The organism is Pseudoxanthomonas sp. F37 (assembly GCF_022965755.1).
GTDB lineage: Bacteria > Pseudomonadota > Gammaproteobacteria > Xanthomonadales > Xanthomonadaceae > Pseudoxanthomonas_A.
In genome coordinates, this window is sequence record NZ_CP095187.1 from 2,965,846 (window position 1) to 2,978,178 (window position 12,333).

Annotated in this window: 10 protein-coding genes; 4 read left to right on the forward strand and 6 right to left on the reverse strand. The window is 68.4% G+C overall.

Annotation, left to right across the window (positions count from 1 at the left end; all coding sequences use genetic code 11):
- Nucleotides 1-15: 15 nt before the first annotated feature.
- The 4 genes from MUU77_RS14040 to sufT form a co-directional block, all read right to left on the reverse strand.
- The gene (locus tag MUU77_RS14040) at nt 16-1,038 is read right to left on the reverse strand and encodes a hypothetical protein (protein WP_245088051.1); all 1,023 of its coding nucleotides are present in this window, start codon (nt 1,036-1,038) and stop codon (nt 16-18) included.
- 254 nt (nt 1,039-1,292) lie between these two features.
- Entirely contained in the window at nt 1,293-3,086 is a 1,794-nt protein-coding gene (locus MUU77_RS14045) for a S8 family serine peptidase (RefSeq protein ID WP_245088054.1), read from the reverse strand.
- 376 nt (nt 3,087-3,462) lie between these two features.
- A complete protein-coding gene (locus tag MUU77_RS14050) occupies nt 3,463-4,560 on the reverse strand; it encodes a branched-chain amino acid aminotransferase (protein WP_245094505.1) in 1,098 nt (365 codons plus the stop codon).
- A 51-nt stretch (nt 4,561-4,611) separates the two neighbouring features.
- Nucleotides 4,612-5,163, reverse strand: a complete 552-nt coding sequence (gene sufT, locus MUU77_RS14055; RefSeq protein WP_185895399.1) for a putative Fe-S cluster assembly protein SufT — start codon at nt 5,161-5,163, stop codon at nt 4,612-4,614.
- 109 nt (nt 5,164-5,272) lie between these two features.
- Here sufT and MUU77_RS14060 point away from each other — a divergent pair, with 109 nt between their 5' ends.
- A complete protein-coding gene (locus MUU77_RS14060) occupies nt 5,273-5,686 on the forward strand; it encodes a hypothetical protein (RefSeq protein ID WP_245088057.1) in 414 nt (137 codons plus the stop codon).
- Between the two features lie 4 nt (nt 5,687-5,690).
- Here the strand turns inward: MUU77_RS14060 and MUU77_RS14065 are convergent, their stop codons facing one another.
- Nucleotides 5,691-7,133 (reverse strand): PLP-dependent aminotransferase family protein, encoded by a 1,443-nt coding sequence (locus MUU77_RS14065; protein WP_245088061.1) that lies wholly within the window; start codon nt 7,131-7,133, stop codon nt 5,691-5,693.
- Between the two features lie 111 nt (nt 7,134-7,244).
- Here MUU77_RS14065 and MUU77_RS14070 point away from each other — a divergent pair, with 111 nt between their 5' ends.
- Both MUU77_RS14070 and MUU77_RS14075 read left to right on the forward strand, forming a co-directional pair.
- Nucleotides 7,245-7,733, forward strand: coding sequence for a hypothetical protein (locus tag MUU77_RS14070; RefSeq protein WP_245088065.1), 489 nt, complete (start codon nt 7,245-7,247; stop codon nt 7,731-7,733).
- 104 nt (nt 7,734-7,837) lie between these two features.
- Nucleotides 7,838-8,326, forward strand: a complete 489-nt coding sequence (locus tag MUU77_RS14075; RefSeq protein ID WP_245088068.1) for a hypothetical protein — start codon at nt 7,838-7,840, stop codon at nt 8,324-8,326.
- Between the two features lie 24 nt (nt 8,327-8,350).
- Here the strand turns inward: MUU77_RS14075 and MUU77_RS14080 are convergent, their stop codons facing one another.
- Nucleotides 8,351-9,136 carry a DUF1223 domain-containing protein gene (locus MUU77_RS14080; protein ID WP_245088072.1) on the reverse strand — a complete coding sequence of 262 codons (786 nt, stop codon included), beginning with the start codon at nt 9,134-9,136 and terminating at the stop codon, nt 8,351-8,353.
- Nucleotides 9,137-9,384: 248 nt separating this feature from the next.
- Here MUU77_RS14080 and MUU77_RS14085 point away from each other — a divergent pair, with 248 nt between their 5' ends.
- Nucleotides 9,385-12,321, forward strand: coding sequence for a TonB-dependent receptor (locus MUU77_RS14085; protein ID WP_245088075.1), 2,937 nt, complete (start codon nt 9,385-9,387; stop codon nt 12,319-12,321).
- Nucleotides 12,322-12,333 lie beyond the last annotated feature (12 nt).

Here is a 12,333-nt window from a genome sequence, read left to right on the forward strand (position 1 = left end):
TTCTGGCCTCCTTGGCTATTGGATGTCCTCGTCCACGAACGGATCTTGGCGTCCGTCCTGCGCTTGACCGTCCTTGCCGCACCTCATGTCCGGTCGCAGCGGATCGCAGAAGGACTGGGGCCACAGACTTGCAGGGACTCGCTGCCGCCGCTCGAAGTCGCGCCCGTTCCAGACCGCGAACCCGAGATGCAACCGATCCCCGAATCGCCGGCTATCGGAGACCCAGTCAGGCATGGGGACTGGATCATGGCCGTGGTCTCGTGCACGCCCAGGATGCGAGGCATCCCTCAGGTTTATCGTCCATCGCAAAACAGGAACGCGCGCAAGTTTCTGAGTATCCAGATACGGCCGGAATGGCGCGGTCAGTACTTGCTCGGACGAAGTCAGCGCGGGTGCCGCGAGGTACTCCTGGGTGACGTCCAACAATCGTCCGGCCGACGACCACTTGTATATGCGCGTTTCGGCATGTGCCGACCGACACGCAGGTACATTGACGACATATTCGCCTTCTGGCGCCACGTCCGGCTGATCATCGATACAGTTGAACGGACCTATCACCAGATAGACACTGTCCGATGGATCATTTCCCTCGAACGAGCGCAGCAGTATGCCTTCCAGAATGTCGACATTGGCGATGAAGTCCGGGCCCGCACCCCGGCCCGGCAATGCGGCGTAGGGTTGAGGCCTGCGCGCAGACTCGGTTCGGACGTTCAGGGGAACGAAGATGTGCTCTTCCGGAATTGCGGCGAGGACCTCAGCAAGATGGCGCGGGAGCAATCCGAAACATGCCCTGTTGACCCCCCCCAATCTCGTCATGCCGCTGTCGTCCTCTGGATCTTCCGGACATCGTTCCGCACCCATGCTCCTTTCCACCGCGTAAGGAACCCACGGGGTGGGTGTCTTGTGCGGGGGCGGCGGGTTCTCCGAGAAGAGCGGCACGGAGGTCGGCGATTCCGCACCACGAAGATGGTCGGCTGCAGAACTGCAGGCGTTGCTGACTGTGAGTACTGCGAGGCTCACAAACAACTTTCCGCGCACGGGCAACCTCCTGTTGGCCAACCAGACTTCCAGATCATTGAAGCGGGGCGAGCTGAGACAGCGCGCGCCGCACCCTATCCATACTCTTCATTCGCGAAATTCATCCTTTTCAGGGCATTCAATGGTGGACGCCTGCATCCTGGAGAGATCGACGAGAAAAACTCACATGCGACTACATCGTGGCAACAAGAAAAAACCCCGGCCAAGGCCGGGGTTCTTCCTGCACCTCCCTGTGCGTCCCCGCGGGGCGATCCTCAGAAGGTGATGCTCCAGCTGTTGATGTAGCCGGTGTCGATGCTGGCGCGATCGCGGGCGCGCAGGCTCCAGCTGCCGTTGAGGGCTTCGCTGGACAGGTTGACCGTGTAGGTCTGGTTGATGTTGTCGGCGCTGCCGCCGCTGCGGTTATGCAGCACGTACACCGAACCATCGGGCGCGATCAGGTCCACGATCAGGTCGCCGATGTAGGTGTGCACGATGTTCACCGCCACCTGCGCGTTGCTGGGCGCATTGCCGGTACGTCCCGAGACGGCGATGGTGCTGGTCACGCCGGTGCTGTTGTTGTCCGGAATGCTGACATCGGTGCCGTTGGTGTAGGTCTGCGTGCCCGGGTCCGGATCGGGACCGCCGCCCTGCACGGCCGTCACCGCACCGTCGGCGTTGGCGATACCCGCGCCGCAACCGCCCGAGCAGCTGCCGGGCAACGGGCGCGCCGTGCTCTTCAGCGTGCTTTCCACCTCGGCCGGCGTCAGCGGCGAGTCGGCCGCGGCCTGCATCAGCGCGACCACGCCGGCCACGTGCGGCGCCGCCATCGAAGTGCCGTTGTACGAGGCATAGCTGGCGCTGCCCGGCGTGGTGGTGCCGGTGTTGAGCGTGGACAGGATGCTGGCGCCCGGCGCGGAGATGTCGATGCCGGTGCCGTAGTTGGAGAAGCTGGCGCGCGAACCGGCCGAAGTCGTCGCCGCCACGGCGATGACGTTGGGGCAGTTGGCCGGAACCGAACTGGACACGTTGGTGTTGCTGTTGCCGGCCGCCACCACCACCGTGGTACCGCGGCCCACGGCGCCGTTGATCGCGGTCTGGTAGGTGCTGGAACAGGTGCCGCCGCCGCCCAGCGACATGTTGATCACTTCGGCGGGGTTGGCGTTGGCGGGTACGCCGCTGACCGTGCCGCCGGAGGCCCAGGTGATCGCGTCAGCGATGTCCGAGGTGTAGCCGCCGCAGCGGCCCAGCACGCGCACCGGCACCACCTTGGCGCCGAACGCGGTGCCGGCCACGCCGCTGCCGTTGTTGGTCACCGCCGCCACCGTGCCGGCCACGTGGGTGCCGTGCCAGCTGGAGTTGGTCACCGGCGAACCGCTGTAGCACTCGCCCGCCACCGGGTTCCAGTCGCCTTCGTCGTTGGGGTTGGAGTCGCGGCCGTTGCCGTCGCGCGAGACGAACGTGTCGCTGATGAAGTCGTAGCCCGGCAGGATGTTGGCGTTGAGGTCGGCATGGTTGGTGATGCCGGTGTCGATGACCGCCACCACCACGCCCGCACCGGTGGACTTGTCCCACGCCGGTTGCACGTTGATGCCCGCCGCCGTGGTGCCGAAGCCCCACTGTTCGGAGAAGCGCGTGTCGTTGGGCGTCAGCACCGCGTACATGCGCTGGTCCACTTCCACGTATTCGACGTCGGGATCGGCGGCCAGCTGGCGCATCAGCGATTCGGCTTCCACCCGGTCCAGCTTGCGGTCGGCGCGCACGACATCCGCGCCGCCCGCCGCCAGCCGGCGCAGCTTCTGCAGGCCCAGCGCGCGGCCGCCGCGCTTGGCGACGCCGGTGCTGGCGGCCGTGCTGAGCGAGCGCTGCAGCTGCGCCGCGTCGCTGCGCTCGGCGCTGCCGTCGCGGTACTTCACGATGAAGCGGTCGTAGCCGGCCGGTTCTTCCGCCTGCAGGCCGCTCATGTCCACTCGGCCGGCCATCGCCGGCAACGCGTACAGCGACGCCAGCACGGCCGAGGACAGGCACAGCAGGCGCACACGCGAACCACGCTTTGCAATTCCAGACATCAGACTCTCCCTCAAAGGTTGAAAGCCGCGAATGCGGCAAGAGCCCGGTCGGGGGCGCGGAGACTGGCACGGGAGGCGTAGCGGACTGCCGCGTTCGACCGGGCGACACGCCGTGCAATGCAGGGCGTACGACGACGCTAGCGGAGCGCGGCCACATGAATCAGCGATGAAAGCCACACTTCCTCGCATCATGTTTCAAACGTAATCACTGGGATACACGCATGAAGTGGAAGCTACCGGTGGACACCGCTTCGTAGATTCATTTACGTGCTGCACGCGTGAAAAGCGCGAATTTTTTATTCGTGCGCGCGTCGTTTTCGTGCGCAAAAAAAGCCCGCGCGAGGCGGGCTTTTTTTGTGCGGCGATTGCGCGCGGATCAGTCGCGCAGCTTCACCAACCAGCCATGGCGATCCGGCAGGCGGCCATACTGGATGTCGGTCAGTTCCTTGCGGATGCCCATCGTCACCTCGCCTGCCGGTGCGTTGGGATCGCCCACCTCGAAACCCTTGCCCTTCAGCTGGCCGATCGGGGTGATGACCGCGGCGGTGCCGCAGGCGAAGACTTCGGCGATGTCGCCCGAGGCGACGCCCTGCTTCCATTCGTCGATGGAGACCTTGCGCTCTTCCACCGCATGGCCGCGGTCGCGCGCGATCTGCAGGATGCTGTCGCGGGTGATGCCTTCCAGGATGCTGCCCGACAGTGCCGGGGTGACGATGCGGCCGTCCTTGTAGACCAGGAACACGTTCATGCCGCCGAGTTCTTCCAGGTACTTGCCCTCCACCGGATCGAGGAACAGCACCTGCGAGCAGCCCTGCGCCTGCGCCTCCTGCTGCGGCAGCAGCGAGGCCGCGTAGTTGCCGCCGCACTTGGCTGCGCCGGTACCGCCCTTGGCGGCGCGCGCATAGTCTTCGGACAGCCAGATCGACACCGGCGCCACGCCCTTGGCGAAGTACGCGCCGGCCGGGCTGGCGATGACGTAATAGCCCGCCTTCTGCGCGGCGCGCACGCCGAGGAAGGCCTCGGTGGCGATCATGAAGGGACGGAAGTACAGGCTGGTCTCCGGCGCCGACGGCACCCAGTCGCCATCGACGGCGACCAGCTGGCGCAGCGATTCGACGAACTCGGACACCGGCAGCTGCGGCAGCGCCAGGCGCGCGGCCGAGCGCTGCAGGCGCGCACCGTTGGCGTCGGGACGGAAGGTCCAGATGGAACCGTCGGCATGGCGGTAGGCCTTGATGCCTTCGAAGATCTCCTGGCCGTAATGCAGCACGGAGGCGGCGGGGTCCAGCGACAGCGGGCCGTAGGCGCGTACCTGCGCATCGTGCCAGCCCTGCGCCTTGTCCCAGGTGATCTCGACCATGTGGTCGGTGAAGTGCAGGCCGAAACCGGGGTTGGCGAGGATGGCGTCGCGCTCGGCGGCTGTGCGGGCCTTCTCGTTGCGGGTCACGCGGTAGGTCAACGGGGCGGCGTTCATCACGTTCATCTCTTCCTTCCTGACGGGTTCTGCTGAGGGCGAGCCGTGGGCTCAGAGCATGCCGGTTTCCAGCTTGGCGGCTTCGGACATCATGTGGCGGCCCCACGGCGGGTCGAACACCAGTTCGACATCGGCCTCGGCCACGGTGGGGATCATTTCCAGCTTGCTGCGCACGTCGTCGACCAGGATCTCGCCCATGCCGCAGCCCGGCGCGGTCAGCGTCATCTTCACCTCGACGCCGCGCTGGCCGTCCTCGCGGGTGCTGAGGTTGGCTTCGTACACCAGGCCGAGGTCGACGATATTGAAGGGGATTTCCGGATCGAAGCAGGTACGCAGCTGGTTCCAGACCAGCGCCTCGACCTCGTCGTCGCTGGCGTTCTCGGGTAGCGACAGCGGTTCGGTGGGTTCCTTGCCGATGGCGTCGCCGTCCTTGCCGGCGATGCGGAACAGGTTGCCTTCCACGAAGACGGTGTAGCTGCCGCCGAGCGCCTGGGTGATGTAGCCGTAACTGCCTGCCGGCAGGGTGACGAGTTCGCCCTGTGGCACCAGCACGGCCGCGCAATCGCGGGAGAATTGGACGGGTTCGCTGCTGCGGGAATACATGCCGGACCAGATGGGGACGCGCGTGGGGCGCTGCAAGACGGCCTATTGTAGCCCCCACCCCCGGGAACCGGGTCGAAGCCTTATCCTTGGCGGCCCTGACGGAGTTCCCATGCCCCCCGCGACGCGTCGCCCTTCCCGTTGGCTGGTCCCCCTGATGTTGCTGCTCGGCGGTGCCGGCGTGGTCCTGGTATGGGTGACCCTGGCCCTCTACCTGCAGCGGCAGTCGGGCTGGATGGCGCTGCTGGTCGCGGCGGACGTGGTGGTGATGCTGCGGCTGGCGGGCATGCCGCGTGGTCCGGCACGGACATGGCTGGCCCTGCTGGCCACGCCGATGATCTGCGTGGCCGCCCTGTGGGGCATCGTGGCCGCGCAGCTGGGCTTCGCGCTGGGCCTCACGCCCTGGGATTCGGCCGCCAGGCTGGGCGTGCACCACGCATGGACGCTGCTGACGCTGGCCAGCACGCCGCTGGACTGGATCGCGCTGGCGCTCGCCCCGGCGGTCGCCGCGTGGGGCGCACGCTGACCGCTCAGGCCAGTCCCCGTTCGCGCATGCAACCGGCGAACACCTGCACCGCCTGTTCGATCTCGGCCACCGACAGACTGGCGAACCCCATCAGCAGCCCGGCCTGCGAGGGAGGACGCTGGTAGTACGGCGCGATGGAGTACAGGTCCAGCCCCTTCTCGCGCGCGGCGAGGATCAACGCGTTCCCCTGTGCCGGGTCGGCCCTGCGCAGCCACGCGACCAGGTGCATGCCGGCGCGCGAGTCGGCCACATGCAGCGCATCGCCCAGTTCCCGCGACAATGCGGCCAGCAGCGCGCCGCGGCGCTCGAGCAGCGCGCGCCCGGCGCGGCGCAGGTGGCGCTCGAAGCCGCCATGGGCCATGAAGTTGGCCAGCGCGGCCTGCTCGATGGCGGAACTGCCGAAGTCGTCCTGCCATTTGGCGTTGAGGTAATCGCGCTGCAGGCCGGGCGGCATCACCAGATAACCCAGCCGCAGCGAGGGGAACAGCGCCTTGGAGAACGTGCCCACGTAGACCACCCGGCCGTCGCGGTCCAGCGAGCGCAGCGCGGCCAACGGCTGGGCGTCGTAGCGGAATTCGCCGTCGTAGTCGTCCTCGAAGATCCAGCTGTCGTGCCGGCGCGCGTAGGCCAGCAGTTCCAGCCGGCGCTCCAGCGACATCACCACGCCGGAGGGAAACTGGTGCGACGGCGTCACGCATACCAGCTTGGGCGGCGGCGCAGGCAAGCGGTCCAGGCGCAGGCCGTGCCCGTCGACTTCCACGGCATCCACCTGCGCGCCGTGGATCTGCAGCACTTCGCGCATCGCCGTGTAATGCGGTTCCTCCAGCGCGGCGCTCTCGCCCACGTCCAGCAGCACGCGTGCGGTCAGCGCCATGGCCTGCTGGGTACCGGCGACGATGAGCACGTCCGCGGGGGTGGCCTGCACGCCGCGGCGGCGCGCCAGGTAGTCGCACACCGCTTCGCGCAGTGCCGGCAGGCCCTGGGTCATCGGGTAGTTGGGCGGCGTGTAGGCGGCGGCGCGGCCCAGCTCGCGCGCCCAGGCGGTGGTGAGCGCGGGGTTCGCATACGGCACGCCGTAGGAGAAGGCGTAACGCATGCCGGGCGTGGCCCGTCCCGGCATGTTGGCGTGGTCGTGGAAACGGCGGCCGCGGCGGGCGAAGGCGGACTGCGGGGGGCGCTCGACCTGGGCCGGCGACGGCGGTGCCTCGGCCTTGACCGGCGGGGTGACGAAACTGCCCGATCCCACCTGCCCGCGGACGAAGCCTTCCGCCCGCAGTTGTTCGTAGGCGGCCAATACGGTGTTGCGCGACAGGCCCAGCTCGCGCGCCAACTGGCGCGTGGCCGGAAGCCGCCCGCCCGCGCCCAGACGGCCGGCGAACAGGGCCGCCTTGAGCGCCCGGGTCAGCTGGGCATGCAGCGGCCCCTGGCCGTCCATGTTCACGTGCACGAGGACCTCCGTGGGTGGATTGGCCCTATTCCAATCGATGGAATTGGACCTTGATAGTGCCACTTCCAAGCGCGTTGATAGGGCCAATTCCCTTCCCGGAGGTGCCCCGCCATGCCCGTCCTGCTCGCCCACGGGCTCGAACGCCCTCATCTGCGGACGCCCTGGCTGCTGCTCGCGGCGGTCACCGGCGCGGTGCTGGACCTCGGCGTGGCGGTCCTGTTCTGGGCGGCCGAGGGCGTGCAACCGCTGCGCATCCTTCAGTCCATCGCTGCCTGGTTCCTCGGCCGTGCCGCCTACGAGGGCGGTGCCTCCACGGCCCTGCTGGGGGGGCTGGCCTACATGGCGCTGGTCTGGCTGCTGGCGCATCTGTACCTGGCCGCGTTCCGGCGCCATGCCGGGCTGCGCCGGTATCCGTTGCGCGCCGGCGCCCTGTTCGGCGCGTCGATGTACGTTGCGGTGTTCCATGTGGCCGTCCCTTTGCTGGCGGTGGAGGGCGGCTCGCCATCCCGACCCGACTGGGTGCTGGTATGCCTGCTGGCGTACGCCGGCCTGATCGGCGTGCCGATCGCCTGGGCGTGCGGACGCGTGCTGCGCCGCTGACGTTCGCGCCGGCATGGCCCCGTGCGGCGGCGGCGCAATTGGATCTGTGAATGCGCGCACGCCCTGCGTCCAATCGCAGCCCCGAGGTCACCGCACGCATGCACATGACACCTTCCGGTTTCCGCCCCACCGGGGCCGCCACGCTGCTGCTGGCCACCGCCGTCGCGGGCTCGCTCGACCTGCTGTACGCCTTCGCCTTCTGGGGTGCCCAGGGCGTGGCGCCGGTGCGCATCCTGCACTCCATCGCCTCGGGGTGGCTTGGGCGCGAGGCCTACGCGGCCGGTGCGCCTGCCGCGGCACTCGGCGCGCTGTCGCACTACGGCATCGTGCTGGCGATGGCGTGGACCTGGTATCGGGCGGCACGCGCCTGGCCCGCATTGGCCCGGCGCCCGTGGCTGTTCGGACCGCTGTACGGCGCAGCGCTCTACCTGGCGATGACCTACGTGGTGGTGCCGCTGTCCGCCGCAGGCAACGGGCAATGGCCTGCGTGGCAATGGAGCCAGCTGGCGCACCTGGCCGCGCACATGGCCCTGGTGGGCACGCCCTGCGCACTCGCGGCCGCGCACGTGCTGCGCAGGGCATCGCATCCCTGAAGGCGCGAACGCGGGCGTGCGCGTTCATTCCGGCCCGCACGCCGACAGCGGCAGTTCCATCGCCTGCAGTCCTTCACCCGTCATGGACGACTCGGCGAACAACACCAGGCCCATCGCGTGGACATCCGCACCTTCGGGCAGCGGCACGCGGACCTCGCCCCGGTGCGTGTCGCCGCGGACTTCCCACGGCCCCTGCAGGTGCCTTGCCACGCGATCGTGCCGCAGCATCCTGCCGGCGTTCTCGCCGGCCGTTACCCGGCTGCCCAGCCCATCCTGATACAGGGCCAGCCACAGCAACGGGTGCGAGCGGGCCGCACCCTGCGTGCGTGCGCCGATGGTCACCCGCAGTGCTCCCCGTTCGCGCGTGACGTCCAGTGAAAGACCAATCCCCGGCGGCGAGGACCGCTCGGCGGCCAGCAGCGCCGGGAAAGCGTCCGCGTCGCGCCAGTCGACCAGCACGTGCCGGCCCACCATCACCTGCGGCGTCACCACCACGCGCCTGCCGGCGAGCAGGACACGCGCCTGCTGTCGCCGGCCATGCAGCGGCGCGGCGAACGGGTCGGGCCAGCCGATGTCGTCCCAGTAGTCCACGTGCAGCGCCAGCAGCACGGGCCGTTGGCCGGGCGGCCGGCGCGCCAGCGACGACAGCCACCGGTCCGCCGCCGGGCACTCGCTGCAGCCTTCGGCGGTGTACAACTCGACCAGGGGGACGCGCCCGCTTCCGCTCGCCATCGAACACGCAGCATCGGCGTCCATGCACATGGCGATGCCCGCGATCCAGCAGGCGGCCCGCAATGCATTGCGCACCATGGCGGCTCCCAGGCGTGGATGGAAGACACGACGCTAGCGGCACGCGCCCCTGCGCGATGTGCAGGCACTGCGCAAGCCGTGGCCCCGGATAGGGCTGCACGCACTGCACGCACGCACCGGTCCGGATGATCAAGCCGCGCATATCGTTTTCGTCGTGGTGCGCGCAATCCCGGGGTTAAGAACTCGTGATGCTGACCGAAGCCCGCCGAGCCAGCGCGGGCGCCTTCCACCCATCACGGAGCCTTCCCATGACGTTGCAGCACAGCCCACTGCGCGAGGCCATCCGCGTGGCACTCGCCGCCACCGCAATGTACGCCGGCGCCGCGGCCGCCCAGGACAGCGCGCAGGACCCCACCACCCTGGACCGCATCGAGGTCACCGGCAGCCGCATCCGCCAGGTCGACATGGAGAGCGCCGCGCCGGTGCTGACCATCAGCCGGGACGACATCGAGCGCCAGGGCTTCCAGTCCATCGCCGACATCCTGCAGAACATCTCCGCCACCGGTGCGCCGGCGATCAGCCGTGCCATGCCGCTGTCGGCCGGCGAGAACGTGGGCGGCCAGTTCATCGACATGCGCAACCTCGGCACGGTGCGCACGCTGGTGCTGGTGAACGGCCAGCGCATCGGCGCCAGTACCAGCGGCCTGCAGGACATCTCGCTGATCCCGACCGCCGCCGTCGAACGCATCGAGGTGCTCAAGGACGGCGCCTCCTCGATCTACGGCTCCGACGCCATCGCCGGCGTGGTCAACATCATCACCCGCTCCGGCGTGGAGGGCGCGCAGGCGCAGCTCTACCACGGCCAGTACGACGAGGGCGACGGCGAGATCACCCGCGCCGACTTCGTGCTGGGTTTCAACGGCGACCGCGGCTCGCTGACCACGGCGGTGGAGTACCGCAAGGAAGAGGAGGTCATGGCCGCCGACCGGCCGTACTCGGCCTACCCGCAGGGCCAGTGGCATCCCACCCGCGGCTGGACGACGGTGAGCCAGTGGGGCGTCATCAATCTGCCCGCGGCCCTCGGCGGCAACCGCGTGCTCGACGCCGGCGCCGACTGGCGCGACATCGGCAACTTCCACGCGCTCAACACCAATACCGGCACCAGCGCGGCCGATCCGGCCGGCTCCACCGCCGACAAGAGCAACCCCAACCAGCAGACCCACCTGCGCACGCCGCTGGAGAGCCGCTCGCTGTTCGTCGATGGCCGCTTCGACCTCAACGAGGACATCCGCCTGCGCGGCAGCATGCTCTACAGCCAGCGCGAAGCGGCACGGCAGATTGCGGGCTATCCGTTCCAGAGCGCATCGTTCGGCCTGATGATGTCGGCCGACAGCTACTACAACCCGGTCGGCACGCACCACGGCTACGCCGCGCCGACCGCCGTCAACTTCGCCCGCCGCACGTGGGAGATCCCGCGCGTGGACAAGCCCACCTCCACCACCTGGCGCTTCACCGCGGGCCTGGAGGGCAGCTTTCAGGCGGGCGGACGGTACTACGACTGGGACGTGAACTATCTGTACAACAACAACAAGGTCCAGCAGGAGAACTACGGCAACCTCAACCTGGCCCGCGTGGCGCAGGCGGTGGGCCCGTCGTTCCTCAACGCCAACGGCCAGGTGCAATGCGGCACGCCCACCAGCCCCATCCCGCTGACCGATTGCGTGGCCTGGAACCCCTTCATCCCCTTCGGCCGCGCCGGCGACGGCGGCCTGACCGACAACCAGGCGCTGATCGACTTCCTGTTCCAGACGTTGAACTCGACCGGCGAAACCGAGACCGAAGCCTTCACCGCCAATCTGTCGGGCTCGCTCTTCGCGCTGCCCGGCGGCGAGCTGGGGTTCGCCGTGGGCGTGGAAAGCCGCAAGGAATCCGGCCGTTTCATTCCTGACGCGATGGCGGTGACCGGCAACTCCACCACCCTGTCCGCAGGTCCCACCCGCGGCGGCTATCGCGTGGACGAGCTGAATGCCGAGCTCTCCATCCCGCTGCTGGCCGACCTGCCCGGCGCGGAGGAACTGAGCTTCAGCGTGGCCACGCGCTATTCGGACTACGACACCTTCGGCGATACCACCAACAGCAAGGTCGGCTTCAAGTGGAAGCCGGTCGACTCGGTGCTCGTGCGCGGCACCTATGCCGAAGGCTTCCGCGCACCGACCATCAACGACCTGTACGGCGGGGGTTCGCAGACCTTCAGCTTCTTCACCGACCCCTGCGACACGCTGTTCGGGGCATCGGCCGGCAATGCGTCGGTCCGCGCGCGCTGCGCCCAGGACATCGCCAACGCCGACACCTACCGCCAGCTCGCACAGGGCTTCGTCCCGGCCGGATCGCCCAACTCGCAGACGCCGGTGGCGTTCTTCAACGGCTCCAACCCGGACCTGCTGCCGGAATCGTCCGAATCGAAGACGCTGGGCGTGGTGTGGAGCCCGGGATTCGCCAGCGGCCTGAACGTCAGCCTGGACTGGTGGAACATCCGTATCGAGGACACCATCGTGGCGGACACGCCCACCCAGATGCTCAACGACTGCTACATCCAGAACGATGCCGCACGCTGCGCCGCCTTCACCCGCGACCCGGTGCTCGGCTTCGTCAACAACCTGACCTTCAACGGCATCAACGCCGGTTACCGCGAAACGGAGGGCTACGACCTGGACCTGAGCTACCGCCTTGCCACGGAAGCGGCGGGCGATTTCCGGCTGGTCTGGCAGACCACCTACACCGCGCGCGACGAGATCAAGACCGACACCAACCCCGCCACCCTGCCGCAGCAGCTGGTCGGTTACGCGACCTCGCCGGGCTTCATCGGCACGTTCCGCGTCCGCTCCAACGCCAACCTCACGTGGACCTTCGGCAGCTTCGGCGCGACCTGGGGTGCGCGCTACTACTCCTCGCAGAAGGAGACCTGCCTGTCCGCGGCGCTGTTCCCCGAGGAGTGCAGCGACCCCGGCTTCGTCGCCGCCAACCCGGCGCAGTCGCGTGCGGTACACAAACGCGGCTCGATCACGTTCAACGACATCGAGTTCCGCTGGACGGCGCCGTGGGACGCAACGATCTCGGTGGGCGCCAACAACGTGTTCGACCGCGAGGGCCCGCAGTTCTACAGCCAGCCCAGCGCCAACGTCTCCTACCACGGCCAGTACGACATCGGCCGCTTCCTTTACATGAAATACCTGCAGCGCTTCTGAGCAGCGCCCGCG